This is a genomic window from Roseibium sp. TrichSKD4 (assembly GCF_000148725.1).
GTDB lineage: Bacteria > Pseudomonadota > Alphaproteobacteria > Rhizobiales > Stappiaceae > Roseibium.
Map to the genome: position 1 here is coordinate 268,734 of NZ_GL476320.1, position 26,718 is coordinate 295,451.

Annotated in this window: 26 protein-coding genes and 4 tRNA genes; 25 read left to right on the forward strand and 5 right to left on the reverse strand. The window is 55.3% G+C overall.

Annotated elements, in window-relative coordinates:
- Nucleotides 1–198: 198 nt before the first annotated feature.
- The 12 genes from TRICHSKD4_RS21900 (at nt 199) to TRICHSKD4_RS21955 (ending at nt 15,484) form a co-directional block, all read left to right on the forward strand.
- Nucleotides 199–1,191 carry a phage capsid protein gene (locus TRICHSKD4_RS21900; RefSeq protein WP_009469165.1) on the forward strand — a complete coding sequence of 331 codons (993 nt, stop codon included), beginning with the start codon at nt 199–201 and terminating at the stop codon, nt 1,189–1,191.
- A 61-nt stretch (nt 1,192–1,252) separates the two neighbouring features.
- Nucleotides 1,253–1,540, forward strand: a complete 288-nt coding sequence (locus tag TRICHSKD4_RS21905) for a hypothetical protein (protein WP_040617333.1) — start codon at nt 1,253–1,255, stop codon at nt 1,538–1,540.
- A gap of 65 nt (nt 1,541–1,605) precedes the next feature.
- A complete protein-coding gene (locus TRICHSKD4_RS21910) occupies nt 1,606–2,229 on the forward strand; it encodes a hypothetical protein (RefSeq protein ID WP_009469167.1) in 624 nt (207 codons plus the stop codon).
- Nucleotides 2,229–4,274: a hypothetical protein gene (locus TRICHSKD4_RS21915; RefSeq protein ID WP_009469168.1), complete on the forward strand. Its 2,046-nt coding sequence runs from the start codon at nt 2,229–2,231 to the stop codon at nt 4,272–4,274. The genes TRICHSKD4_RS21910 and TRICHSKD4_RS21915 overlap by 1 nt, the downstream gene beginning before the upstream one ends.
- Before the next feature lie 9 nt (nt 4,275–4,283).
- Nucleotides 4,284–4,814 (forward strand): hypothetical protein, encoded by a 531-nt coding sequence (locus TRICHSKD4_RS21920; protein WP_009469169.1) that lies wholly within the window; start codon nt 4,284–4,286, stop codon nt 4,812–4,814.
- A gap of 1 nt (nt 4,815) precedes the next feature.
- A complete protein-coding gene (locus tag TRICHSKD4_RS32445; RefSeq protein ID WP_050763515.1) occupies nt 4,816–7,326 on the forward strand; it encodes a transglycosylase SLT domain-containing protein in 2,511 nt (836 codons plus the stop codon).
- Nucleotides 7,283–12,631, forward strand: coding sequence for an LPD38 domain-containing protein (locus tag TRICHSKD4_RS21930; RefSeq protein ID WP_208993160.1), 5,349 nt, complete (start codon nt 7,283–7,285; stop codon nt 12,629–12,631). The genes TRICHSKD4_RS32445 and TRICHSKD4_RS21930 overlap by 44 nt, the downstream gene beginning before the upstream one ends.
- Nucleotides 12,632–12,681: 50 nt before the next feature.
- A complete protein-coding gene (locus TRICHSKD4_RS21935; RefSeq protein WP_009469172.1) occupies nt 12,682–13,536 on the forward strand; it encodes a hypothetical protein in 855 nt (284 codons plus the stop codon).
- 8 nt (nt 13,537–13,544) lie between these two features.
- Entirely contained in the window at nt 13,545–14,177 is a 633-nt protein-coding gene (locus TRICHSKD4_RS21940; RefSeq protein ID WP_009469173.1) for a hypothetical protein, read from the forward strand.
- A 1-nt stretch (nt 14,178) separates the two neighbouring features.
- Complete coding sequence (locus TRICHSKD4_RS21945) at nt 14,179–14,604, forward strand: hypothetical protein (protein WP_009469174.1); 426 nt, start codon at nt 14,179–14,181, stop codon at nt 14,602–14,604.
- 4 nt (nt 14,605–14,608) lie between these two features.
- Nucleotides 14,609–15,112 carry a hypothetical protein gene (locus tag TRICHSKD4_RS21950; RefSeq protein ID WP_009469175.1) on the forward strand — a complete coding sequence of 168 codons (504 nt, stop codon included), beginning with the start codon at nt 14,609–14,611 and terminating at the stop codon, nt 15,110–15,112.
- Between the two features lie 150 nt (nt 15,113–15,262).
- A complete protein-coding gene (locus TRICHSKD4_RS21955) occupies nt 15,263–15,484 on the forward strand; it encodes a hypothetical protein (protein WP_009469176.1) in 222 nt (73 codons plus the stop codon).
- A gap of 39 nt (nt 15,485–15,523) precedes the next feature.
- On the opposite strand, the gene TRICHSKD4_RS21960 is transcribed toward TRICHSKD4_RS21955, so the two are convergent.
- A complete protein-coding gene (locus tag TRICHSKD4_RS21960) occupies nt 15,524–15,808 on the reverse strand; it encodes a hypothetical protein (protein ID WP_009469177.1) in 285 nt (94 codons plus the stop codon).
- Nucleotides 15,809–16,041: 233 nt separating this feature from the next.
- Between TRICHSKD4_RS21960 and TRICHSKD4_RS21965 the strand changes: the two genes are divergently transcribed.
- From TRICHSKD4_RS21965 to TRICHSKD4_RS21975, 3 genes are all read left to right on the forward strand, one after another.
- The gene (locus TRICHSKD4_RS21965) at nt 16,042–16,857 is read left to right on the forward strand and encodes a glycoside hydrolase family 108 protein (RefSeq protein WP_009469178.1); all 816 of its coding nucleotides are present in this window, start codon (nt 16,042–16,044) and stop codon (nt 16,855–16,857) included.
- Nucleotides 16,854–17,105, forward strand: a complete 252-nt coding sequence (locus TRICHSKD4_RS21970; protein WP_009469179.1) for a hypothetical protein — start codon at nt 16,854–16,856, stop codon at nt 17,103–17,105. Before TRICHSKD4_RS21965 ends, TRICHSKD4_RS21970 begins: the two co-directional genes overlap by 4 nt.
- A gap of 121 nt (nt 17,106–17,226) precedes the next feature.
- Nucleotides 17,227–17,520 (forward strand): hypothetical protein, encoded by a 294-nt coding sequence (locus TRICHSKD4_RS21975; protein WP_009469180.1) that lies wholly within the window; start codon nt 17,227–17,229, stop codon nt 17,518–17,520.
- 16 nt (nt 17,521–17,536) lie between these two features.
- Here TRICHSKD4_RS21975 and TRICHSKD4_RS21980 read toward each other — a convergent pair whose 3' ends face one another.
- From TRICHSKD4_RS21980 to TRICHSKD4_RS28545, 3 genes are all read right to left on the reverse strand, one after another.
- Nucleotides 17,537–17,851 (reverse strand): hypothetical protein, encoded by a 315-nt coding sequence (locus tag TRICHSKD4_RS21980; protein WP_009469181.1) that lies wholly within the window; start codon nt 17,849–17,851, stop codon nt 17,537–17,539.
- A gap of 180 nt (nt 17,852–18,031) precedes the next feature.
- A tRNA-Thr gene (locus TRICHSKD4_RS21985) sits at nt 18,032–18,107 on the reverse strand.
- Between the two features lie 386 nt (nt 18,108–18,493).
- Nucleotides 18,494–19,216, reverse strand: a complete 723-nt coding sequence (locus TRICHSKD4_RS28545; protein WP_009469182.1) for a DUF4198 domain-containing protein — start codon at nt 19,214–19,216, stop codon at nt 18,494–18,496.
- Nucleotides 19,217–19,452: 236 nt separating this feature from the next.
- On the opposite strand from TRICHSKD4_RS28545, the gene TRICHSKD4_RS22000 reads away from it, so the two are divergent.
- Nucleotides 19,453–20,631, forward strand: coding sequence for an MFS transporter (locus tag TRICHSKD4_RS22000; RefSeq protein WP_009469183.1), 1,179 nt, complete (start codon nt 19,453–19,455; stop codon nt 20,629–20,631).
- 75 nt (nt 20,632–20,706) lie between these two features.
- Here TRICHSKD4_RS22000 and TRICHSKD4_RS22005 read toward each other — a convergent pair whose 3' ends face one another.
- Entirely contained in the window at nt 20,707–21,540 is an 834-nt protein-coding gene (locus TRICHSKD4_RS22005) for an RNA methyltransferase (RefSeq protein ID WP_009469184.1), read from the reverse strand.
- A gap of 428 nt (nt 21,541–21,968) precedes the next feature.
- Here TRICHSKD4_RS22005 and TRICHSKD4_RS22015 point away from each other — a divergent pair.
- From TRICHSKD4_RS22015 to rplJ, 9 genes are all read left to right on the forward strand, one after another.
- Nucleotides 21,969–22,053: transfer RNA gene (locus TRICHSKD4_RS22015), tRNA-Tyr, on the forward strand.
- A gap of 22 nt (nt 22,054–22,075) precedes the next feature.
- Nucleotides 22,076–22,149 (forward strand) — tRNA-Gly (locus TRICHSKD4_RS22020).
- A 165-nt stretch (nt 22,150–22,314) separates the two neighbouring features.
- Nucleotides 22,315–23,505: an elongation factor Tu gene (tuf, locus tag TRICHSKD4_RS22025; RefSeq protein ID WP_009469188.1), complete on the forward strand. Its 1,191-nt coding sequence runs from the start codon at nt 22,315–22,317 to the stop codon at nt 23,503–23,505.
- Between the two features lie 112 nt (nt 23,506–23,617).
- A tRNA-Trp gene (locus TRICHSKD4_RS22030) sits at nt 23,618–23,693 on the forward strand.
- Nucleotides 23,694–23,799: 106 nt separating this feature from the next.
- Nucleotides 23,800–23,991, forward strand: coding sequence for a preprotein translocase subunit SecE (secE, locus tag TRICHSKD4_RS22035; protein WP_009469189.1), 192 nt, complete (start codon nt 23,800–23,802; stop codon nt 23,989–23,991).
- Nucleotides 23,992–24,057: 66 nt separating this feature from the next.
- Nucleotides 24,058–24,591, forward strand: a complete 534-nt coding sequence (gene nusG / locus TRICHSKD4_RS22040; RefSeq protein ID WP_009469190.1) for a transcription termination/antitermination protein NusG — start codon at nt 24,058–24,060, stop codon at nt 24,589–24,591.
- A gap of 155 nt (nt 24,592–24,746) precedes the next feature.
- A complete protein-coding gene (rplK, locus tag TRICHSKD4_RS22045; RefSeq protein WP_009469192.1) occupies nt 24,747–25,175 on the forward strand; it encodes a 50S ribosomal protein L11 in 429 nt (142 codons plus the stop codon).
- A gap of 4 nt (nt 25,176–25,179) precedes the next feature.
- Nucleotides 25,180–25,875 (forward strand): 50S ribosomal protein L1, encoded by a 696-nt coding sequence (gene rplA / locus TRICHSKD4_RS22050; RefSeq protein ID WP_009469193.1) that lies wholly within the window; start codon nt 25,180–25,182, stop codon nt 25,873–25,875.
- Nucleotides 25,876–26,184: 309 nt separating this feature from the next.
- Nucleotides 26,185–26,703: a 50S ribosomal protein L10 gene (gene rplJ / locus TRICHSKD4_RS22055; protein ID WP_009469195.1), complete on the forward strand. Its 519-nt coding sequence runs from the start codon at nt 26,185–26,187 to the stop codon at nt 26,701–26,703.
- The last annotated feature ends 15 nt before the right edge of the window (nt 26,704–26,718 follow it).

Genomic DNA, 26,718 nt, shown 5'->3' on the forward strand with positions numbered 1-26,718 from the left:
TTTGCGAATATATTTTATGGCGTCATGGCGGCAGTCTGAGAAGTGCGCTAGATATCCAGTTCTTGTGTAGACACTCCACCGTAAACTATCCCGGAAGATCATATCTTCCGGGATTTTTTGTTTGTTTGGCAATAAGCACGATTTCCACTCTTTGGTCATCGCTATTGCACGGTTGACGCTATCTGAGCCGTCCTAAACTTGCTCTCAGCCAAGGGCGGACCTGCAAGCCGTGCGGCCTCTCCGGACAACGGACCCGCGCGCGCAAGTGGCCTCTCCAGCCCCGGTGTTTTCGCTTTCAGCATCGAGGTAATCAAGATGACCGCGCAGGCTCCTGTCTGGTTCCAAACCCAGTATCCGCAACGTGCCATGCACATTTATCAAGAGAAGGGCAACCGTCTCCGTCCGACCGTCTCGCACCCCGTGCGTTTCGAAGGGTCGGAAAAGGCAATTTTCTATCTGGCCGGCACATCCAAGGCCGTCAAGAAAACCCGCAACCAGAAGAACACGCCCACCGGTGGTCAGCGCAAGAAGTTCGAGGTCCCGCTGGAAACCTGGACTGTCTTCGACACGGTTGAAGAATGGGATCTGGACCGCATGACGATCGACGAGCGCGAAATCGTCTACGAAAGCGGTGCGATGGCCCTCGGCCGGGCGACCGACGAGGAGATCTATGCCAAGATGGCAGGGGTGAAATCCAGTGTCGATGGCGGGCTCGACTTCTCCGCAAGTGCCTTTGACGCCGCGAATGCCATGGTACTTTGTGAAGCCCTTCAGGACATGAAAGTTCCTTGGGACGGCAATACCTGGTGCGGCCTGCCTGCCAAGCAGTGGAACCAGCTTCTTGCCAACAAGGTGGTGAACAACTCCCAGCACGTTGGGTCCGATATGCCCTTCGTGAAGGCGACCGACACCCGCTTCTGGAATGGCGTCAACTGGTTCCTGTTTGTGGAGCAAGAGCCACAGGCGCTTTATCCGGTTCCAGGTGAAAACAAGCAGGATCTCTTCGCCTGGCACCAATCAGCCATTGGATGGGCCGCTCATACCGACATCAACATGCGGGAGCAGTGGCACAACGAATATGACTGGTGGTCCATCAACATGAAGGCGAAGGGTGCTGCCAAGGAGCTGCAGGAAGGCAATGGCATCGTTCGCTTCCGCACAGGCACCGATACCGCGCTTGTAATCAAGTAACGAAACAGCTGTCGGCGGTTAACCGCCGACTTCGTTCTCCGAAAATCCAGGGACTTGAACCATGACTTTCAAAGTGGACGGTTTTCGAACCATTGACCATATCGGGACGACCGATGCATCCAAAGCCGGCTCCATCCGGAACATTCATGCCTACATCACCGAAGATGATGGTGCAGGCGTTGAAACGGGGAATTACTTCCTCGAAATCCATGATCGCTTGAAAACCGGCGACCAGATCTTCTGTTCGCTTGACGTTGCCGGTACACCGACCGGCCGGATCTACATCGTCACCGCGTCCAGCGCCTCCACCGTTTCGATTGCGCCGTTCCAGGCGGCTGCAATCGCCTAACGGTTCGGGGCTGGCAGCCACGCGGGTTTTCGGGTCCCCGCGTGGCTTGTCTTCAGGGGTTAGAAATGCGCCTTCTCAGCACACTAGATATTGTCAATGCAGCTTGCGCTGAAATCGGCGCGGATCCTTTGCAGGATCTGGACGAGGAAACAATCGGCGGGCAGTCGGTCACGTTGATCTATGAAAACCTTGTCGACTTCAATCTCAGCATCGAGCCTTTCGAGTTCAAGTTCGACCTGCGACAGTTGACCCGGATCGACGGTGAACCGCCCTTGTCCGGTTTTACCTATCTGTACGATGTGCCGGGGCCAAAGTCTGGACCGCCACGTTGGCTGACTGATGATCCGACTGATCCTGATTGCCATTATACCCGGTTCCGCCTGATCAAAGGTCAGGTTCATGCCATGGACATGCCGATTTTTGCGTCAGTGCCTTTTCGCCCTGATCCTCAGAACTGGGAACCTGCCTTTCGAAAGGCGACAGTCTCGGGGCTTGCTGCACATCTGGCCCTTTCCCTTGCTAGTGATGCCAATTTGCACGAACTCCTGAAAATGCGCGCCTATGGCACCCCGCAAGAAAACTACAGGGGCGGGGAAATGCGGACGGCGATCAACAACAATGCCCAAGCAACACCGCCACAGCGGATTGCCATGGATCGCAATCCGCTTACACGTTCCTGGAGATCCTGATGGTTGCTCGCCCTGGACGCCTGCAGTCTGCTTTCACGGCCGGTGAGCTGGATCCGCTTTTGCACGAGCGGTCGCAGCTGAAGTATTTTTCCACTGGCGCGGATCACATGGAGAACGTCGTGTCGATCCCACAGGGCGGGTTTGGTCTACGTGGTGGCCTGCTTGACATTGGTGCAGTGGATCCAGCCGCATCGCGTTTATTCGACTTCAAGGCGTCAGACGGTTCTGCTTACGATCTCGTCTTTGCTCCGGGAAAGATGGAAGCCTGGGGCAACTCAGGAAAGCTTCAGGACCTTGCCATTCCAGCGCTGTCCGAAACGATGTTGCCCGGTCTGAATGATGCCCAGCAACGGGACACAATGATCCTGCTTCATGCGGACTTGCAGCCGCAGCGCATCAAGCATGCCGGGCCGCAAGCCTGGTCTGCTGATGCCGTGCCGCTGACCGGTTTACCGAGCTATGACTATGGAGCGACTTATTCGAACGGGGTTGCTGCCGTCTGGCGACTGGAATTTGTGGGCCTCGATGCAAACAGCATTTTCACTCTGACGATCAGTCAGGAGGAGACGGTTTCCATAGGCTACACCACGGCCATGGGAACTTTGGCCTCACGAGTACGAACTGCGGTGCAGGATTTGCCAAATGTCGCCCCCGGAATTTCGGTTGCATCTGCCGGTGGAAGCAAAATCGCTGTTACGTTTTCTGGCGAAAACAATGCGGGGGACGGGTGGGCTGTCTCGGGCAACGTGATCAACAAGGCCGATGCTGCCATTCTCGCCGCAAAAACCACGGTAGGGGTTGCTCCAGGCGAACCCGTGATTTCCAGCGTGCGCGGTTGGCCTCGATGTGGAGCATTCTACAACCAGCGCCTTTTGCTTGGTGGGTTCAAAGGCCTACCGAATGCATGGATGTTTTCCCTCCAAGGGGACTACTTCAATTTCGATGAGCGGTTTTCAGCTGCAAACGGTCCGGCGTTAATCCCAATGGATGTTGATGGCGGGGAGGTCGTTGAACAGATCGTCCCGTCCAGAAACCTAGCGATCTTCACAAATGGGGCGGAATACTGGATCGCTGAACGCGGACTGAGCCGAACGGAGCCGCCAAACCATGTCCAGGCGGGTGAGCGCGGCGTAAAGAACGGTGTTCCGATCGTTGCCAATGAAGGCGCGTTGAATTTCGTTTCCAGTACCGGGTCCGTAATCGGTGAATTCAGATACACGGACGTAGAGGGGAACTTCGTCTCGCGCGATATTTCCCTGCTTGGGTCCCATCTCATCATCGATGTCAAAGACCAGGCCATGCGCCGGGCTGAAAAATCCACAAGTGGCAACTTGAATGGAATTGTCCTTGAAGACGGTCAAGCGCGGCTGGCGACATTGCTGCGCGAACAGGACGTGACAGCCTTTTCGCGCATGACGTCTGATAGTGGGCATTTCAAGGCTGTTTCGGTCAATGGCCGAAATGAGATGAGCTGGATTGTCGATCGGCCAGCAGGGCGACGCCTTGAACGCCTTGTGACGGGGTACCTGCTGGACGAGGCACAGGAGTTCACCTTTTCTGCGCCTCAGTCGCAAATCTTCGGTCTTGCCAGATTTGAAAACCGCGAGATATGGGTTGTTGGCGATAGTAATGTCATGGGCCCTTATCTTGTCCAGTCGGGAGTGGTCACACTCGATTTTCCAGTTGTGGCCGGATATCTGGGAACGTGGGCTCCTCCAAAGGTCACCATGTTGCCGCCTCCGCGCGACATTGGTCCGGCTGGCGCAAATGTCGTCTTGAAAAGGCGATTGCGCATTCACTCCGCAAAAATCTCGGTTCTGGATACCACATCTTTGGCGATCGGTATCAATGACGGTCCTTTGAAGGATGTCGGCCTCCAGCGCTACGGGCTTCAGGCGGATACAGCGGAACTTCGCCAAGGTGTCACCGAGACAATCACGGTGCGCGGTCTGACAGGCTTTCACGATGAGCCGAAACTGACCCTTTCACAGTTACGGCCGGGAAAACTCACTGTCCGGTCTGTCACCATCGAGGCGGCTCTTTAGGAGGCAAAAATGGAACTTGCTTTAGCGGCAGTCGGAAAAGTTGTCGGATCCGGACTTGCAGGCGCGGGAGCTGCCGGCGCAGGCGGTTTTGCCTCCACTGCGCTGACTGTCTTGCAGGGCGCGTCAGCGGTTCTCGGTGTTGTTGGGCAAATGGGGGCCGCAAATGCATCTGCACAGGCGGCGGAAGATGCGGCCGTTCAAGCCGATCTGCAGGCTGGGCAGGAAAAGGTCGAGGCGACAAATCAGCAGACGCAAATGAAGAAGGAGCTGATGAGGATCCTCGGAGAAAACGAAGTCGCTGCAGCCAATGCCGGGATCGACATATCCGCAGGCGTTGCGCAGCAAGCCAATGCGACCGCCAAAAAAGATGCGCATACCAGCCTGACAGTCAGCCGGAACGATCAGGAGTTTCAGTCCGCACTGTATCGGCTGCGCTCCAAGGGTCTTCAACGAAAGGCAAAAAGCCAGAGACAGGCCGGTTTATTGAACGCCGTTGGTACTGGCGTGGATTTCGGTATCAGCTTGTTCAATCGGGGGTAACATGGCCAATCGCCAAAGCCGGGATCCGGGAACGTTTCGGAGTGTGCAGAGTGTGGCTCGCGTGGGCGGGGTTCCTGACTTTGCGGTTGATACCGGAGATGCTGCACGAGCCCTGGCAAATGTAGCCGGATCAATGTCGGGTCGCCTTCGTGCCCTTGCAGACAAGGCTGCCATTCGCGAAGCCGAACAAGCGGGACTGAGCGCAGCTCAACGCGGTTCTGTTTCCTACCTTCAGGCCAGATCGGTTGAACAGGATGCGCCGACGGCCAAGAAAGGAAGGCCGTCGCGCGCGCAGGTCAACGCTCCATCTGAGATCAGAAATACGATTGTTCAGGCCGCGAAGAAATATGGCTTGGGTCCAAATGCGCTTTTGAAGGTTGCCCAGCTGGAAAGCTCGTTCAACCCCCAAGCAAAAAACCCCAATTCCAGCGCTGGCGGTCTTTTCCAGTTTATCGACGGTACCGCCAAGGACTACGGGCTTAAAAACCGCTACGACCCGGTTGAAGCGGCCGATGCCGGCGCACGCCTCATGCGGGACAATCGCAATCATCTTGTGAAGGTGCTCGGACGCGAACCAACTGCTGGGGAACTCTATCTTGCGCACCAGCAAGGCAGAGGTGGGGCGGCAAAGCTTCTTGGCAATCCCAATGCCAAGGCATCCGATCTTGTCGGTTCTGATGCCGTTCGCCTGAATGGTGGGAAGGCCGGAATGCTGGCTAAGGATTTTGCCGCACTTTGGCTCCGCAAGGCCGGGGATGAGCCCGGTAGCGTTCGACATGGACTGCCAAGCCTGACAACAGAACCACTGGCTCTTCGCAGAGATGGAACCTTGCACGGTGATGCCTTCGATGCTGCAGCCATCCGAGCCTATTCCTGGCGTGTGTCCGAGGGGCTTTCCACGGACCTTGCAAATGCCTATCAGGATTTTGGAGATGATCCTGGAGGATTTGCCAACAGGATGAGCGAGATCAGGGAGACTTATCTCAAGGATCCCAATCTGGCAGACCCCGAAGTTCGTGAAGCTTTTGAAAAGAGCTTTGCCCAACAATCCAGAGGATACCGCCTAAAGGTAGCAACCAATCAGGAGGGGCAGCTTCGACAGGAAGAACTTGCTGCAACCCAAGGGGCTATTTCCGCGCGTGAGCGGGATATCGAGCGCCAAGCCCATGCCCTTGGTGCAAATGATGACGGGGATGCAATTCTTCACCAGCAGCTGCAACAGTCGCATTCCATGGTTGATGCTGCGGTAGAAGCCGGAACACTGACGCCACTGCAAGGCCAAAGGAAGAAGGAGAGCCTTTCCCTTTCTGCCGTACGTGGCCGTGCGCAGGGTGTTTTTGATGCTCTGGATACGCCAGCGAAAAAGGAACAGTTCGCCCTTTCCCTGCTGGAAGACTGGCAGTCTGGCGAAGGACCAATCGCCCAGCTGGATCATGGATCGGTCAAGGCGCTCTCCCAAAGTCTTTATCGGGATGCTCGGGCGCTTGCCAACAAACAGGATGCAGAAACCAAGCTTAAAAAGACCCGTATCAAGTCGCTGATAAATGACGATATTGCGTCGATCGAGAAAACCGGAAAATCGGTGGATTTTGAGGCAGCGGGAATTCCTCCCGAAACTCTGGTTACGGCTCTGACGCCCGAAGAATACCAATCATGGCAGGAAGGCAAAGACATTGCCGGCCGGATTTATGACGCGGTTGCGGATCTCGATACCTTGTCTGCAGAAGAGATCGAACAGCGTCTTGAAGCCCTGGAGCCGGAAGCCGGATCAGAAGGGTTTCGCGACCAGGAAGCAATATTGACCGCTGCTGAGCGTAAGGCGCGCAGTGTGCTCAAACTCAGATCCTTGGATCCGGCGCGGGCGGTCGAGGAGAGCTTTGACGAGATTGGCGAACTGGCGGACATGACGGATCCGGAAGATCCACAAACCATAATTGATCTGGTCGGTGCCCGTCTTCGTGCCCAGGAAACGCTGGATATTCCGGAATTGGCCCGCCAGCCGCTGACAGTAGCGGAAGCCACAAATCTGGCGCGGGCGCTCAAGGCGGGTGATGACGCTTCGCAGGTGGCAGCGATGCAGGATCTCGTCGAACAGGCCCAGATGGCCTATGGCGATTATGCGGACGAGGTTCTTCGCCAGGTGTTGCAGGTGCATGGCGTGGATCGCGAACTAGCGAAGGCTGGGGCGCAGATGTTCAAGAAGATATCAAAGAATGAGCGACCCAATGAACAGGACTTCCGCAAAGCTGACCTTGGACGGGAACTGGGTGCTTCGGATGCATCGTTCGGGGCAGCGCCGGATCCGGCAACAACACCAGTCCCTCCCTACCAGGCAATTCAGTTGCTTCTGGATCAACCCGATCTCGCGCCGTCCTTTGATAAAAAATACGGGCAGGGGGCGGCTGAACGTGTGTTGAGCGGCAGGCGAAATGATCCGTACAGGCGGCGGGTAGAGGGCGGAACAGAGTTTGTCGACGATACCGGTGAAGGGTTCATTCCCGATGGAAAGTAACATCTTCGATCAATTTGATGACGATCCGGAACTGCAGCCGGGTCCCACACCTGGCCTCGGTGAGCGGTTCATTCTGAACTTCGACGATGCTCAGCGCAAGAACACGATCGGCGGTGCCATTCACGATGCTTCCACCGAAAGCAGGCGGAAGGACCGACGTCGGCACGATGATCGCTATGAAGCCTTTCCCGAATGGCAGGGGTTTAGCGAAGGTGCTGCAGCTCTTGGCGGACAGATTGCTGGAACAGCCGCAAGCGTCGAGAATTTTGTGCCGGTCGGATTGGGCGCGCGGGTTGTTGCAGGAACAAAGGGCGCTGTATCCGGACTTTGGGCCCGCGTTTTTGCCGGATCCGTCGATAGTGCGGCGGTGAATGCCGTCTCTGATGCAGCTATCCAGGGCATTGAAATCGGCGCCGAGTTTCGGGACGAGTTTGATCCTGTCCAATATGGTGCAAGTGTCCTGCTTGGCGCTGGCATAGGCGGGGCTGGTGGCGCACTTGCCCACGGCGTTGACCTTGCCAAAGGAAAGTTCCGGGAGCGCGGAGGAAATCAGGGACCGAATAATGACCTGGCTGGAGAGCGGACTGCCCTCATCGATGCGCCGGCAGATCCGGCGAGGGGGATTGAGGCCGAACCGCTCCATGGACAGAAGGTTACCATTCTCGAAGACCAGTCGGGCGTCAGGGATGGAGCGGTCAAGGTGCGCCTTGAGGATGGTACAGAACACATCCTTGGGGAAAGACTGGTCCAGGAAGTCGAACCGGATGTGAAACCGGCGACCGTGCCGGAACCTGTTTCAGCCAGTGAACCGGTTGTTAGTCCGGATGCTGATCCCGTGCCGCAGACACTTGGCGAAAGCCTCTCGGATAGTGCCCTTGAAGCCCATGGTCTGAATGCTCAAAAGCGGCGCATTGCAGATGAACTGGCCGGATTGCCGGACGACAAGCCGTCGCGACCACCTACCTTGTCGGAATTTCTGGCAGGAGAAGGTGGGCTCAAACTGGATGCTGGCGGCGAGTTGGCCGCGCGGGATCTCGACAAGAAATTCGTCCCCGGTCGTGGCCATCTGGTCCGCTCGTCCGGCAAGGATCTGGACTATGCGCGGGAAGCCGCAGCCGAGGCCGGGTATTTTGATCATCTCTATGGCACTTCGGATGAGGCCGTCGCCAAATCGACCGTCAATGATCTTTTGGAGCTGCTGGACCAGGACATTCGCAGCCGGGATGTCTTCGCACCCAAAGATGCAGAGCAGGCAAGCCAATGGCAGACCGTACGTGATGTGAAGCAGGCGCGGGCGGAACTCAGAGATACGATCGACCAGATTTATGAAGGTGGCACGGACCTGTTGCCGGACAAGACAGTTATCCGCACAATAGAGCATATGCGCAATGAGGGCCTGTCGGCAGATGATGCGCTTGAGCGTGCGTTCATCGAGGAATACAATGCCGGAGGTAGCAAGGAGCGGTTTGAGGGAATAGATGGCAAAGAAATCGACATTCCGTTTGACCGCCGAGCTGGCCGAACACAACGCGAAGAAATTCAGAACCGCGGCGGAAGAATACGAGGGCGAGGAGAAGGAACACCTTCTGAACCTCGCCAGCCAGCTGGACGTTCTGGCCGTTCTGAGGCGGCACAATTCCTCAACAGCGAAAGACCCGGCACCCAAAACCGACTGACTGGGACGGAACGCAAGCGCCCTCAATCCGGCCGATCCGGAGACGGGACTGCGCAGCCGGTGGCGCGTGTGCGCGAGACGGCCGAAGCCCTCGCCAAGGTGTTGAACATTCCTTCCACACGGCAAGGGCGGATCCGGGGCAGTAAACAGGTCCTTGGGCAATACAATTCGAAATCAGGCGGGGTGCGTGTCCAGTCCCTCGATGACTTCGATACCTTGACCCATGAATACGGACATCATCTCGACAACAAGATTCCGGAAATCAAGGACTTCATTTCGCGCAATTCGAAAGCGCTGGAACCGCTTGATTATGACGGATCCAAGCAGCGCGACTTTGAGGGATTTGCGGAGTTCTTTCGCCTTTGGCTGACCAATCGGCCTTATGTGCAAAAGCAGTTTCCCGAACTCTCTGCCGACTTTGCAAAGGTCCTGGACAACCATCCCGAACTTGTGAAGGGCATCGATGCGGCCGCAGATGCCTGGGCGGCCTTCATGGATGCCTCCAGCCAGTCAGTTGTCGCCTCGACGATTGTTTCTTCAAAAAGGCAGGGGTGGGTGGCAAGTGCGCGCAAAGAGCTCCGCGATGCCGGTATTGGCGGCACGATTTCCGACGTGCTGCAGCGGGTGTATACCGCATTCATCGACGATCTGAACCCGATCCAGGCGACGGTCAGACACCTTAGCGATCTGCATCATGCAAACACCGGCAGGCATCTTGACCTGAAAGTGACAGAGGATCCCTACAAGCTGGCGCGCATGAGCCGGGGAGCGTTTTCAGCCGGTCAGATGGATATCAAGTATGGAGTGGTGCCCTATCGGGGGCTCAATCCGGAAAGTCCCTCCCTTCGCGATGCCATCATCGAGGCGACGGGCAAGCCGAATGACCTTTCCGCCTGGGACGAAAACCTTGTGCGCGATTTTGGCTCCTACCTGTGGAGCCGTCGCGCGATCGGCGAGTGGGACAGGTTCCGTTCCGGGGATATTCCCAATCCTCCGGACAAGCTGACCAAAGGCGATCACATCCAGAATGTGAAGGATCTGGATGCGGCATATCCGCGTTTCGCGTCGGCTGCGCAAAAGGCCTATGAGTTCAATCGTGCCCTTTGGAAAAAGAAGCTCGATGCAGGCCTGATCGATCAGAAGACCTACAATGAAGGACTGGCGATCAAGGACTATGTTCCGGGCCTGCGCGATTTCTCGACGAGCAAGACAGACGAGAAGGTCAAGGGGAACAGGGGAAAGGCGTCCAGCCTCAAGAACAGCATCGTCAAGCGGTTTCGCGGGTCGAAACGCGATGTCATCAATCCGCTGGAAAGCATGGCGGCCGATGCCTACGAGACCTCGTCCGCGATCGCTCGCAACGATGTTCTGAAAGCTCTTCACCGATTGGCCAAGGTTGCGGGCGTGGGCGGCGCGCAGATCGCCGAGGAGATCCCGGTGAAGCACCTGCAGGCGTCGATGGTGGATCCGCTGGAAGCGGTCGAGAGCGCAGCGAGAAATGCCGGGCTTGGCAAGGCCGATACCATGGTTATCCGCGATGCCCTTGAAAGTGCAATCGGAGACGAGAAGGCGGCCATCTTCCGGCCCGCAATGATCAGCGAGAACGGCGAGCCGATTGTCTTCTTCCGTGACGGGGGAGACCTGAAGGCCTTGCGCCTTGCTGACGGGAAATTCGGTCAGGACATGTACGCGGCCCTGACGATGATGAGCCCCGCAGAAAAGAACTTCTGGATCGAACTGGTTGCAATGCCGGCGCGTGTTCTGCGCATGGGCATTACCACATCTCTCGATTTCATCGGCGCCAACTTCATTCGCGATCAGGCCATGGCCGCGATCTATTACGGCAAGCCGCTCCAGCGTGTTGGACGATCCCTGCAAGGGGCAGCCGATGACATTCTCGGCACGGAAACGGCAAGAACCTATTCCCGGGTCTTCGGGATATCCGGAGGGCAGGAAACAGCCAGCCTTTCCGATGTTCGAATTGAACGGGACCTGATGAAGCTAAAGCGCAAGGGATGGGCGGCACAGCGTCTTACCAGCTTCAGGGGATTGCTGCAGACGGCGGAAGTCGCGGAAACCGCGTCCCGCATGGGCCTGTTTAGAACGTTCAACCAGGAGGCCAAGGCGAGGGGGCTGGATGATTTTGAAGCCGCACTTGAAGCCTCCTATCGGGCTCGGGATTATATCGACTTCGATCGCCGGGGGGCGGTCATGGGCGCATTGGCGAAGATCACCCCGTTTCTGAATGCCTCCCTGCAAGGTCTGGACAAGACGAGTCGGCACATGTTGTTGCCGCTGGCTCGCAAGGCGCTTGGCAAATCGAAGGGGCCGGAAGATGCCCGCGCACTCAGTGAGGCCGTAAAGACTTGGGCCCGAATGGGAGTGGTGACGGCCGGGTCCGCGTCTCTATATGCTCTCATGTCCAGGCACGAGGATCACGACGAGATCTCGACCTACACCCGATCCACACATTGGACAGTCAAGGTGGGGGACAAATGGTTTGCCATTCCCAAACCATTCGAGCTGGCAACCATCTTCAACCTGGCTGAAGCCACATTCGAAACCATCAAACAAAAGGATCCGGTTGCCTATAATCGTTGGATGGACAGTCTGCATTATTCGCTGACGCCGCCATTCGTGATGGAGGGCAATCCCCTGATAAAGAGCTATTTCGAGGTGCGCACAAACACCAGCCTGTTTTCAGAAATGCCGATTGTGCCGGATCATCTTCAGGCGCTTGAACCGCATTTGCAGTACACGGCGCGGACATCTGCCTTTTCCAAGCAGATTGGAGAAGCCTTTGAATTGTCGCCTGTGATTGTCGATCATCTGATCATGAACCATCTGGCAAGCTGGGGGCGCTCGGCCTTGTCGCTCTATGATATGGCCCAACCGGATGCGCCTCGCCCTGGCTGGGATGATGCGCCGATTACCAGGCGCTTTATCAAAGATGCGGCAAAAGGCTCCCAATCCGTCACCCAGTTCTGGGATCTTATGGCCACAAGGTCAGGGGCGCTGGAGGGCAAGGCGCAAAGCTGGCAGGCGCTTGGTGAATTCGAGCGTGAGGATTTCTATGCCAGTCAGGACAAAATCGGGAAATCCTACATTACGCTATCCACCCACAAGGCAAAGGTGAAGCGACTGCACCCGCTGGTTCGGGCGCGCAATGCAGTCCAGGCGATCAACACCCTGCGCCGGGAAATGGCCAGCGGCACTTTGCGGAACCAGACGGGAGAAGCGCAATCGGTCGATACGGCCGCCCGCACGACCGCTGATGACATTTTGGGAAGCCTGTCCATGGCAATCACCCGCAATGCCCTGCGCATAGTAGGCGTTGAGGGGTGGGCCCAGCGAACCGACATCGACGAGGACGGCTTTTACCGGGAGCTGGAAGCCGTGGATCCGGCACTCTTGCAGACACTTGGATCCCTTTATGCGGAAAAGAAAGTCTGGTCGGCCGATGCCGTTGAAAGGATGTGGCCAGACCTTCAGGAACGGCTTCTGTCTGAAGGAACCAGCGCGCTGACCCTTGATCTGGTGGCAGGCGTGGAAGCTGACGGTTATGCGATTTCCGGTGGGCTCAAGCGGCCCAAGCTGACAAAGCCGGAAGTCCGACCGTCTGGCGGTTGACGATATAAATCCCCGGTTAGTCTGAACCTGTCGAAATGGCGAGGTTCAAAATGAGCGCGGTTTTCCCGATCGAAGACAAACCCAGATACGGCCGGTTTGTTGCAACGGCCGGTCAGACCATTTTCGCCATTCCGTTCGAGTTTCAGCAAAACCGGGATGTGAAGGTTCGAAGGACACCAGTCGCGAACGGTGTGCCGACGCTTCTGGCTGAAGGTGTGAATTACACCATGGCGGGCGCTGGCGTTTATAACGGCGGCAGTTTCGTTCTGATCGACCCTGCCAGCGAAGGGGATGTCTTCGAGGTTTGGGGGGATGCGGTCCTCGATCGGACCAGTTCTATTGTCCAGGCTGGCAAGTTCCGATCAAAGCCGAACGATGATGAACACGATCGCCACCGCATTATCCAGCAGGAACTGAAGCGTGAAGCAGAACGGGCCATTCGTGGGCCTATGGGGATGAAGGCTCCGGAGATCATAGGAGAGCCCACACCCGATCGAACGCTTATGTTTGATAATGATGGAAATATCATCGTTGGACCAAACGCTGGAGATGTAGCCGGCGCAAATCAAGCCGCGCAAACAGCGGTTACTGCTGCCGAAACTGTGCAGTTAGCCAAACAAAACGTCCTCGATCTTGAGGAGAAAGCTCGCCGTTGGGCGTCTGAGACACCGGGTACGGAAGTTTCTGACGGCGAGTACTCGGCCAAACACTATGCTGAAATAGCCCGACAGTTGGTCGAAAAACCGCTGATTTTTTACGGGTTAAGGCGCGGAGATAATCATCTGATTTTCGATGTCGGCGCAGGGAACTTCGTTTCGCAAAACTATCGCTGGTGGGATCTGAAATCCCCCGGGATCAACTTTTCCATAGATGCAAACGGGCATTTGATTGCCGAGATAATGTGAGGATCAACATGCAAATTGATCTTGGGAAACTGAAATTCACATGGCGCGGCGAATATGACGCCGCAACTGAATATGAGGCCGATGATACTGTTCGTCTCGGTGCGTCTGCCTACATCTGCGTTGCGTCTGACAAGGTGACGGGCATTGCCCCAACGCCGGGCGCAGACAATGCCACCTGGGAGCTGATGGCGCGTGGGACCGATGGCAAGGTCTTGGGTGTTCATATCATCGAGAGTGGAACGAGGACCGCAGTTAGCACCGCTGCAACCATGAAGCTGTTTGGGGGAAACTTCGACAAGATCAGCCCGACGTCCAGAATCATCGCTACATGCACAGTTTTGGGAGCCGGTGCACATTCCGGGAACTCTGGGTCGGGGTTGGTTCTGGATGACCAATGGGATTACGGCTGTGCATACCAGTATGATGGGCAGTACCACTCATCTCAAACAACTATCCTCGTGGGGACGAGTGACTTTGGGGTACTTCCAGTTGGAAACAAACGGATCGACTTTGGTTGGAATACAGCAAATGGCCAGGCGAATGATCGTCCCTTCAACTTTCTAAATCCGAATGCAGCTGATGACGCAAGAAACCAGCAAATGACCAGCCGGATTATCGTCTGGGAAGTGGAGGCGGAGTGATATGAAATACATTGTTGAAGCCCTCGACGAACTGTGTGCAGGTGCGGTCTGGCAATATGCAGATGGCAAGCTGACCATTCTTGAAGGTGATATCGAACCACCCACAGACAAACAGATCCGCGCCAAAGAAGCTGAGATTGCGGCAGCAAAGGAACGTGAAGCCATCCTTGCCGGTATCCGGACTGAAGTCGGTCGCCGGATCAACGCCCATGCCAGCCTTCCCACGCAGATCAATCTTTCGGCTGCGGCAGGTGGAGGCATTTTGAATGAAGAACAGATGGCCGCTTATAAAGCTGGGCTTGTCTGGATTGATCAGATCCGGCAAACGGGCAAGGCTCTTCTTGAAGCGGCTGACCCCAACTATGCCGATGATGACAAGTGGCCGAAGGTTCCAGAGGCAGCTGCCAAGCTGGCAGCGCTCTTTTAGACCGATGCCGCGCAACTCCTACAGCGCCTTGCGACAGGATATCCGCTCCGGTGACCTGATTGCCTTTCGAGGTAATGGGCCGGTGTCGCGGCTCATTCGCCACGTCACGGGCGGGCGGCATACCCATGTTGGTGTGGCGTTCTGGTGGCACGATGGTTTGTTTCTGTTCGAGGCTCGCGAAGGTGTGGGGGTGCAGATCCGTCCATGTTCAAACCTCCTCCCGTTCGACTGGATCGAAACGGGACTTGAATGGACCGAGCAGGCAGAACAGTTCGCATTCGCCCAACGAGGCAAGCCTTATTCCTACCTTGATGCCATCCGCGCCGGTCTTGGCTTCAAGCTCGGGGGTGGTGGCTATATCTGCTCAGAATACGCCGCTGAAATCCAGTGGAAGTGCAATGGAGCTGATCCGCTCATTCCAAGGGCGACGCCTTCAGACCTCGTTGATTTTTGGCTGGATCAGGGAGCGCCTATCCGGGCCTTGAGATTTGCCGAGTATCTTACTTAGGTAGTTCAGATGGGAGCACTACCAATTGACAAATTTAAAAACCATCGATCTACGTAGAGGAGAAGCCGTTTGATGAGTATATTTCACAAATATATTCGAGAATTCATGTCAATACATAATGGAGAACGATGTTTATAAGGAGTTAGGATCATGGATGTCGCAAACATTGGAGGTACGAAGCCTGAAATTGAAAGCAATAGTAGCTTGCAAGAGCTGCAGCAAAAATTAGAGACACTCAATAAATTGTTAGAAAATCAATTTACCAAGCCGGAAGACGAAGATAGAGACACGATTGTCAAGTATGAATACATAAATGGGGAAGCAGTGCCGTACTTGGCAGATGCCAAATCTGGTGCAAAATTGGATTTGTAAATTAAGTCATGGGTACCCAGAGATAAATATATCGCACCGTTAGTGACGTACGACTGGTGCGACTTCGCTGTCTAGGGGATCGTTTAAAAATGTGACCATCCCTTCCTCTTCAACTGTGAGCTTGAATTCAATAAAAGCTTCGCGGTCGGAGGAAAATGTGCCTTCCCACACAGTGGAGGTTCCTGTGTCGTCGACAACCTCCAAGGTCCATTCATTACTTGTTTCCAAGCGGTAGATACGTACCTCAACGGTGATCCCATCTTCTTCTATTGGTCCGCCATATTTCGAATAGATCAGCTTTGGACCATTAGCGTCATCAAACATGGAAAACTCCTCAAAAAATTGAGTATTCCTGCGAACTTAGTTCGCACAGAAACTACAGCTGCAATCCTGATAGTCGCGACCATCTGTTGCGAGCATCGTACAGGAAACATCCGACTTTTGGACGAAAACGGGAATGAATCAAGGTTAGCCTATCCGGGCCTTGAGGTAATTGCTCTCAGTTAACACTGTCTGGGCGCACGTAAAATCGTGATCAAACAATTGGAGATCACGAGATGCGTGCCAATTTCGAAAAATGCCTAGCATGGGTGCTGGTTCACGAGGGTGGTTATGTCAATCATCCCAAAGATCCGGGTGGAGCAACAAACCGGGGCGTGATCCAGCGCACCTACAATGCCTATCGGCGGCGCATGGGCTTTGCAAAACGCAGTGTCAGGCAAATCACTGATGCGGAAGTTCAAGCCATCTACCGCGAGCAATACTGGAAAGCGGTGGCTGGTGACGAACTGCCGTCCGGTGTTGACTATGCCGTCTTCGACTATGGCGTTAACTCCGGGCCCCGCCGTGCCATCAAGGATCTGCAACGGGTTGTTGGTGCCAAGCCGGACGGCTGGATCGGCGCGGAAACCCTTGCTGCAATTCAATCCATGTTCCCAAAGGAAATCGTTCAAAAACTCTGTGAGCGCCGCTATCAGTTTGTGCGCCGCTTGCGTCACTGGCCGACCTTCGGGCGCGGCTGGACGAAGCGGATCATGGGCAAGAAGATGGGTATCCAGACAAGCGATATCGGTGTGATTGATCGCGCCAGTCTGCTTGCCGCGAGTAATACCAACGAAACCAAGCAGCCTGACATTCCAGCTCCACCCGAGAAGGCTCCGGGTAAGGCACTTGAAGCGGATACTGGCGCTGTGGCCGTTGTTGCGGAAGCGGCGAAGGATCCAAAGTGGCTTGGCGTTTTTGGTGCGTTCGGCTCCACACTGGCAACCGTCGCCACAAGCTCCGGTCCCATTGCATGGGCGTTTGCCGGTGTCATGGTTGTTGGCGGCATTTATCTTGTCTACCGGCTAGAACGCAGTCGAGTTGTCGCATGATATCCCGCCTTCTCTCACTTACTGCAGGCTGGAAGGCCAAACTGATTGCCGCTGGCGTTTTGCTGGCGGCATTCGGAGCTGCGCTCCTCCAAGCCTACCTGAAGGGCAAGCAGTCTGTTCGCAGCTCTATCGAGCGCAAGAACCTGAAAGCCATGCGCCAGCGCAAGGAGATTGAAGATGACGTTTCAGCCATGGATCACGCCGATATTGATGAGCGCTTTTCTGAGTACATGCGCGACGACCGGTAATTTCTGCGACACGGCCAAGCCTATCCGGCCATCTGTGCAGGATCAGGTCACAAGGGGAACCAAGGTTCAAATCATCGAGCACAATGAATTTGGCCGCAAAGTCTGTGGGTGGGATTTTTAGATGACTGCACCAAAATCACGCTGGATCCAACCGGGCGTTTCTGTCGGTAATCTGATTGTCCTCGGCTCCATGCTTATTGGTCTGGCTACAAGCTGGACCACTATGCAAAGCGCCCTTGGCGAGCATGAGCGGCGCATTACCGAAAACGCAGATGAACTGAAAGAACTGCGCCGGGAACAGCACACATTCTCCATGGGGTTTGCAGAACTGCGAGCCGATATGCGGCACCTGCTGGAGGAGGTATCTCGAACACGAAAAGCACTTGAACAGCTGGAGAGAGAGCGGCGGGAATAGCGCGGATCAGCCAGCATTAGATCTGCAATAACAAAGCCAAGGCAGCGCCGGCAGCAGCTCCTATCAGCGATCCAACAATTCCCATCCAGCCTGCTAGTTTGGTTGTCGTGAAAGCAAGCTTCTCGGCGGCTCGCGCGGTGCGGCGCTCTCGTTCCAACTCAGCCAACGCAATGGCCTTTTGGATACATCTGGTTTTTGAATCGTAAACTTTCCAGAGAATCTGCCTATCTAAATCTTCGTCGGAAAAGTCGCGCATTCTAGACATTGCGTTCTCGACGCTCTTCGTATCCTGGAAATCCGTTTTTCTAGCCAATTCGTAAAATTCTGACATGTCGGCTCCTAAAATCGGCAGGGGCTTCGATAACCCGACGCACGACTTATTTAGGTACTGAAAAACAAAAATGGAACAATTTCTCACACGTGTGAGATGTGAGAAATATTTACAGCTCACATGTTCTCATTTTGTTTTAATTCAATTCAATGAATTAACTATCTATTTCAAATGGATAATTGGTGCCGGCAGCAGGATTCGAACCCGCGACCCCGAGATTACAAATCACGTGCTCTACCAACTGAGCTATACCGGCTGAGGTCAAGCGCTTTCGGATATGTCCCGAAGCGAGGTGGACCGTGTACCCTCATTTGCTATTGATCGGCAAGAGGGAAAATTCAGTTTTTTGATGAAATTGATGCTGTCGACTCCGTTTGTGGAAAACTGGTTGCAGCCCAACCTGGATCCGCTGGGTAATGCGGAGCGGGGCGTAGCTGCATTTTCCCCAACTGATCCGGTGATACCGAAAGTCCGGGGCAGTCGACGGACGCATCAGTTCTGTTTTGCAAAAGGTCTGCTCAATCTCGGGACACCAATAATGTACCCTAAATTACACATGATCTGATCGTGAGTGAATTTAGATTGACGTATGCGACTAGCTGAATAGGGACGGCGGGAACCGCCGCCCCAGACATTTTAACTTCAGTGGCTATGACCATAGGCAAAACTGAAGGTCGCAAAGTGACCGATTTTGTCGGCCTTTGGATTGTCGGTAAGTGTTTCGTCCAAAGTGGCAGCGATCACATTCAGCCCGTTGTTGCGAATGGTGATGATTGCTTCCCCGTTTTCATCCGTCTTGACGCTGTTTTCGCTGTCTGTGGTGTATTCGGCGATCAGCTTGGCGCTTGGCGCAGGTTCACCGTTCATCAGTACCTGAACAGGCAATTTTTCGCCCGCCTTCAGCGTCAGGGGATTGGTCAACATGATGATTTCCAGAGGCTGGCCAACCGGCTTTAGTGTGTTGGCGTCTCCGTTGAAGATCGCCTTGGTGTATTTCAGATAGTGTCCTGCGCTTTCGGCTTCCTTTACTTCATTTTTCGGCAGGTTATGCCATTTGCCGGAAGTGTCTTTGGTCCAGTGGCCGTTATCGAGCACTGCTGTTACCAGCGCCAGTTTGGGGTCTTTGGCGAGCACCACGTGATCATCGAGATCAATTGGGGTTACGTCCACTGGTACACCCGCTTTGTCATAACCAGAGACGGTTTTCAGTTTGTCAGTGTTGTAAGCGTCGCTGGCCGCACCATGGCCATAAACAATGGAATTCTTGCCTGCATGTTCCGCAATCCAAATCCCATGCGAATGGGCGGCGTTTGAGCCGAAGCTGATGGCAAGTGCGGTTAAGGCAATCGAAAGACGGTTTTTCATTTACAAATATCCCTAATAGTAACGAGAGGTGAAATGTAATAACATTACATATATGTCAATTCGAACCTTGTGGAAAAGGTGCTGTCCGGAGAATTGCTTAGGCGGTCTTCCGTAGGGCGAGGGGATGGTTTTTGGGTCACAACCCTCGTCGATTTCAACCTAGGGAATATTCCCGTATGGGAAAAGCAGCGCCATACTGTTACTTCGGAACCCTAATTAAATCGGTGGGATCCGTTATGACCTACGCTCAACGCATTTGTTTTATCTTCTTTCTCCAGCCAATCGCTCTAGGGGCCTGGTTGCCACATATTCCGGGTGTTCAGACGAACCTTGGCCTTAGCAATAGCGAATTGGCCATTGCACTCATCGGTGCGCCCATCGGCACACTGAGCACGCTGCTTATTGCCGGCAAGGTGGCCAATTGGCTCGGTGCGCGCTTGATCACCATGATTTTCTATCCGGCCTTCCTCATATGCATGATGTCACCGTTTGTCGCCGTGACCCAATGGACGCTCATGGCTGCGCTTGTGTTGGTCGGCTGTACTCTGTCACTTGTGGAGCTCGGCCTGAACGTTCTGGCGGATGAATATGAAAAACAGACCGGTAAAAAGGTTATGAGCAAGGCGCATGGCTTTTGGAGTTTCGGGTTGCTCGCCGGAACATTGATCGGATCAGCTGTCGCTTGGGCGGGTTTAAGTCCACTCTATGCAGGGTTGGCTATCGCAGTTGTGGTGGAGGTGATCGCCTACCCGATTATCCAGGGACTGCCGATCGTCGAGAAAACTGCAGAAGCTGAGGAAGCTATAAAAGGCGGGTTCCGTCTACCGCACCCGATACTGCTCGGTGTTTGCCTGTTCACGTTTGGAACGACATTGATTGAAGGCGCGATGGTGGACTGGGCCGCAGTTTACCTGCGCGATACATTTGCGGCCAATCCGGGACTGGCCGGTTTGGGCGTGTCGGTCTTTGCCTTGTGTGTCGCCTCAACGCGTTTGATCGGAGATAAGCTTCGGCAGTTGGCTACTCCTGGTCAATTGGGGCAGGGGCTGGCGTTGATCGGACTTGGCGGCGTTGCCCTGATCTGGTTTGCACCGAATGCGATGGTCGCGCTGCTTGGTCTTGGCACGCTGGGCATTGGTGTCGCGCTTGCCTCCCCCCTTGGGGTCACAGCCGCCTCGGCAGCACCGGGCAAAAGTCCTGCCTCCAATGTGGCTGTGTTGTCGTTCCTCGCCCTGCTGGGTTTCCTCGTTGGTCCGCTGACCATTGGGCCTGTTGCGGACCTTTATGACATTCGTACCGGCTTGATGGTGACGGGACCCATGCTGGTTATCAGCTTTATAATGGCAACATTCCTGACGCGCGCTGAACGTTCGGACGCAGAAATGCCGCAGACCGGAACTGAGACGCCCGCCTGACCGAGCTTCTGCCAAAAAGAAAGGGCAGCGATGGAGTGCTGCCCTTGAAATCGCGGTCATGAGACGCCCGGAGGCTCATAGCCCCATCTTTTGCCTTGCTACATAAAGAGCCAGCACAGCAGCATTGGAAACATTGAGCGAGCGTATCTCTCCGGGCATATCCAATCTCGCAAGCGTTGAGCAGGCCTCACGCACGCCTTGTCGAACCCCTTTGCCTTCAGAGCCCAGCACAAGCACTGTCTTTGGTGCTAACTCGGTTTCTTCCAGTGACGCAGGACCATCGCTGTCCAGCGCGACCGCTGTAAATGCTTGCTCCTGCATCTCGCTGACAAAGCGTGCCATGTTCTTCACCCGCACGTGCTTGATCATGTCGAGAGCGCCAGATGCGGATTTGGCCAGAACCGGCCCTTCTTCTGGGGCGTGGCGTTCCGTCGTGACCACTGCGTCTGCATCAAGGGCGACAGCTGAGCGCAAAATCGCTCCAACATTATGTGGATCGGTGACCTGATCCAGCGCCAGCACAAGCCGCGCACCTTTCAAGTGCTCCGGGCCATAAGCGGGTAGGGGATCGGCTTCCAGAATAACACCTTGATGCACCGCATCACGCGTCACCATCTTATCAAGCGCGCGTGGAGCCAGTGTTTCTATGGGCACGTCGACTACAACGTCGCGCTCGGCTAGTCGGCGTTGTGCGTTCTCCGTTGCATAAAGCTTCATCCGCTTTCGTTCGGTATTTGCGAAGGCTGCTTCCACCGTATGAAGACCATATAGAAGGATAGGGCCTTCCGGTGGCAGTCCGGGGCATCGTGGTGCGGGTTTCTTTGTCCATTTTCCGGCACGCTTATTGTCGCGCGACGGACGATGGGGGCCTGATCGCTTGGAGCCGGCACTTTTCGTATTCTCGGTCATAGCGATCTCCTACTCCCAAATCCAAAAGCTGGAAAGGTGACAGATGGCGATCCAGCCACCCAATACGGACGCCTTTGCCGGTTATCGAATTGATCAGCCGGTTTGAAGCCAGCAGAATCGGGCGTTTTCGTCCGGTTTCACTTTTCCACATCGTGCTGCCCAAGGGGGAACCGAAACGGAATGTGTTGTGAAGAAACGTGACAATATGCGTCCAAAATGGCAGGATACCGGGACAAATAACAGTGTCTATCGGGCCGGTCGCGCAGTCTCGCGCCAGACCGCTGCATATTTTATGAACTTCTTCGCAAAAACGGCGTTGACACCCAAGGTCCCTATCTGCATAACACGCGCCACGGGATTGCTCGCCCCACCAAGGCGGGCTCTTCGGTAAGCCATCCTGACCGCTTCGGCGTGAAGTAGGAAAAGATGGAGGAGTGCCCGAGTGGCTAAAGGGGGCGGACTGTAAATCCGCTGGCTATGCCTACGTTGGTTCGAATCCAACCTCCTCCACCATCTTCCTTTTCAGGTCCGGTGCGCGGGTGTAGCTCAATGGTAGAGCAGCAGCCTTCCAAGCTGACGACGAGGGTTCGATTCCCTTCACCCGCTCCATCATGGGTGCTGATCGGAGTATCTGGACGGAAGGCTCTTTCGCTCGGAAAATCCTGACATAAATAATGGGAGACAATTCGCCGTTTGGGGAAACTCATGGGCCGATGCGTGTCCCGCCGCGAGCCACTATCGATATAACCTCGTATTGGACAGAGAGCGACGCCGATGGCGAAGGAAAAATTTGAGCGCAATAAGCCTCACGTCAACATTGGCACGATCGGCCACGTTGACCACGGTAAGACTACGCTGACTGCAGCAATCACGATGACACTTGCTGAGGCAGGTGGTGCAGAAGCTAAGGCTTACGACGAAATTGACGGTGCTCCTGAAGAGCGTGCACGCGGCATTACGATTTCCACGGCACACGTTGAGTATGAGACGGAAAACCGTCACTACGCTCACGTTGACTGCCCGGGCCACGCCGACTACGTGAAGAACATGATCACCGGTGCAGCGCAGATGGATGGCGCTATCCTGGTATGTTCTGCAGCAGATGGCCCAATGCCGCAGACCCGTGAGCACATCCTGCTTGCGCGTCAGGTTGGTGTACCGGCACTTGTCGTGTTCATGAACAAGGTTGACCAGGTCGACGACGAAGAGCTTCTCGAGCTCGTCGAAATGGAAATCCGTGAGCTTCTGTCTTCTTACGAGTTCCCGGGCGACGACATTCCGATCGTCAAGGGTTCTGCACTTGCAGCAGTTGAGAACCGCGACGAAGCAATCGGCCGTGGTGCGATCCGTGAGCTGATGTCTCAGGTTGACGAATACATCCCGACCCCTGAGCGTCCGAAGGATCAGCCGTTCCTGATGCCGATCGAAGACGTGTTCTCGATCTCTGGTCGTGGAACTGTTGTGACCGGTCGTGTTGAGCGCGGTGTGATCAACGTTGGTGAAGAAGTCGAGATCGTCGGCATCAAGGACACCGCGAAGACCACAGTTACCGGCGTTGAAATGTTCCGCAAGCTGCTTGATAGCGGTGAAGCAGGCGACAACATCGGCGCACTGATCCGCGGCGTTGCTCGCGAAGAAGTTGAGCGTGGCCAGGTACTTTGTAAGCCGGGTTCTGTTACCCCGCACACGAAGTTCAAGGCTGAGGCTTACATCCTTACGAAGGAAGAGGGTGGCCGTCATACGCCGTTCTTCACCAACTACCGTCCTCAGTTCTACTTCCGTACGACTGACGTGACCGGTGTTGTGTCTCTTCCGGAAGGCACTGAAATGGTGATGCCGGGCGACAACGTCTCTGTTGACGTTGAGCTGATCGTTCCGATCGCCATGGAAGATGGTCTGCGCTTCGCGATCCGCGAAGGTGGCCGGACCGTCGGCGCTGGCGTCGTCGCTTCCATCACTGAATAAGTGATTTTATCCACCGGGCCTGTTACCCGGTCCGGTGGATCTTCCTTGTTGGGGCTTGAATTTTCAAAACCTGGCAAGTATCAGGAGCAAGGCTGACTAGTCAGCATCATGAAGGGGTATAGCTCAGTTGGTAGAGCGGCGGTCTCCAAAACCGCAGGTCGCGGGTTCGAACCCTGCTGCCCCTGCCATATTTGCTCTTGAAAGCAAACCCCCGAGGGGTTACATAGAGACCTCGGGTGAGGCGCGCGAACGATGAGTCGCGCGCCCACTCGTATTTAACAGACCGGAATCGGAATGGCGAAGACCAATCCCCTTACTTTCATTCAGCAGGTTCGGTCCGAGGTGGCGAAAGTCACTTGGCCGACACGTCGGGAAACGGCAGTGACCACCGTCATGGTGTTCATCATGGTTGTTATTGCGTCGATTTTCTTCCTGCTTGCCGATCAGCTGATGGGCTGGGGTATCGGCTGGATGCTTGGTGTTTAAGGTCGGCTCGCTGTAAAAGCGCCGCTGGGAACGCTCAGAAAAGAACAAGAAACGGAACTGAAAAACATGGCCAAGCGCTGGTACATTGTGCACGCCTATTCGAATTTCGAGAAAAAGGTCGCCGAGTCCATCCGCGAAAAGGCCGAGCAAAAAGGTCTTTCGGACCTCTTTGAAGAAATTCTTGTTCCGATGGAAAAGGTCACCGAAGTGCGCCGCGGCCGCAAGGTTGAAGCAGAGCGCAAATTCTTCCCGGGCTATGTTCTTGTGAAGATGGATATGACCAATGAGGCGTTTCACCTGATCAAGGACACTCCGAAGGTCACCGGCTTCCTTGGTGCGGATCAAAAACCGATCCCGATCCCGGAGCGCGAGGCGCTTCAGATCATCAATCAGGTGCAGGAAGGCGTTGATCGTCCGAAGCCGTCCGTCACCTTTGAAGTTGGTGAGCAGGTTCGTGTCTCCGATGGTCCGTTCGCGTCCTTCTCCGGTCTCGTTGAAGAGGTTGATGACGAGCGTGCTCGCTTGAAGGTGGCTGTGTCTATCTTTGGCCGTGCGACCCCGGTTGAATTGGAATTCGGTCAGGTTGACAAGCTCGCCTGACTGTTGGCTGCTACGGTAGCTATCGTGCCTGTTCCGTTAAGGGCAGGGTAACTGGTGGCAGATTGGTTCGCTCTTCGCCGAGTGGACGGAAGATCACACCACCGCCTCCCGCAAAACTGGTGAGCCATCGCCAGTTTGCTTGAATGGAGATCATCATGGCGAAAAAAATTGAAGGCTTCCTGAAGCTTCAGGTGCCGGCTGGGTCCGCGACCCCGTCTCCTCCAATCGGTCCTGCGCTGGGTCAGCGCGGTCTGAATATCATGGAATTCTGTAAAGCGTTCAACGCACAGACCCAGGATGTCGAGAAGGGCGCACCTTGCCCGACCGTGATCACATACTTCACCGACAAGTCTTTCACATTCGAAGTGAAGACTGCACCGGTTTCCTTCTTCCTGAAGAAGGCTGCAAAGCTTCAAAAGGGTTCACAGACCCCTGGTCGCGGTACTGTCGGTTCCGTTTCCAAGGCTCAGGTCAAGGAAATTGCAGAAGCGAAAATGAAGGACCTGAACGCCAACGACATCGACGCAGCAATGCTGATGGTTGAAGGCTCCGCCCGGTCCATGGGCCTCGAGGTGACGGAGTAAGATCATGGCGAAGATCGGAAAGCGTATCACAGAAGCCCGTGAGGGCATCGACCGCAACAAGACCTACGCGCTTGATGAAGCGCTGGGTCTTTTGAAAGGTCGCTCCAAGGTCAAGTTCGACGAGACCATTGAAGTTGCCATCAACCTCGGTGTTGACCCACGTCACGCTGACCAGATGGTCCGTGGCGTCTGCGTTCTGCCGAACGGTACAGGCAAAAACGTCAAGGTTGCCGTGTTCGCACGTGGCGACAAGGCAGAAGAAGCCAAGGCTGCCGGTGCTGACATCGTTGGTGCTGAAGAGCTGGTCCAGGAAGTTCAGGGTGGAAACATCGACTTCGATACCGTCATTGCTACTCCGGACATGATGCCGCTCGTTGGTCGTCTTGGTAAGGTTCTCGGCCCGCGCGGCATGATGCCGAACCCGAAGGTCGGAACCGTTACTCCGGACGTTGCCAAGGCAATCAACGACGCCAAGGGCGGTGCTGTTCAGTTCCGCGTTGAAAAGGCGGGTATCGTTCATGCTGGTATCGGCAAGGCGTCTTTTTCTGAAGACGCTCTGCAACAGAACATCAAGGCTTTCGTCGACGCAGTTCAAAAAGCCAAGCCAACCGGCGCCAAGGGCACTTACATGAAGCGCATTGCCGTTTCATCCACAATGGGCCCGGGCGTGAAGGTCGATCTGGCCAGCGTTGCTGAATAATCCGGTCTGACCGGAGAACAAGTTTCAGTTGGGTAGCCGACTGATTGATTTGGCGGTTCGCCGCCAAGTCACCCTGTCCGAGACTGCAGGTGCCGGGAAACCGGTTTAAGCTTATTCAGGCCTGCATAGATGGGTTAGAACCGAATTTCCCGCTTGGGCGGATAACCGGTTCGAACCAGGCCTTGCCGCGCAGCCTGCGTGTGCGAGGGGACAGGACCCTGAGCGTCGTTGCAGGCGTTCCCGGGTTCGGGAAACCTGCTGCGGCAAAGGCAAACCGATGACGGAAACGTTATCAACTGGAGAAGGCAAGTGGAAAGAGCGGAAAAGCACGAGTTCGTGACGTCTCTCAACGCTGAGTTGGCTGACACCGGCGTTGTAGTCGTTGCGCACTATGCAGGTCTTTCAGTTTCCCAGATGACTGCACTACGGTCTTCTGTTCGTGAAGCTGGCGGCACTGTGAAAGTCGCGAAAAACCGCCTTGTGAAACTTGCCCTTCAAGGCACGGAACTGGAGCACATTGCTGACCTTTTCCAGGGCCCGACCGCCCTCGTCTATTCCGAGGATCCGGTTGCAGCCCCGAAAGCAGCTGTGAACTTCGCCAAGGCAAACGAGAAGTTTGAAATCCTTGGTGGCGCTCTTGGTTCCACAAACCTGAACGCGGACGGGGTTAAATCCCTGGCCACCATGCCGTCTCTGGACGAGCTGCGTGGCAAGCTGGTTGGTCTCATCCAGACCCCGGCTTCCCGGATCGCTCAGGTTGTCAACGCGCCGGCCGGGCAGCTTGCTCGCGTCTTCAACGCGTACGCCGAGAAGGACAAGGCCGCATAAGGCGACCGAAACACT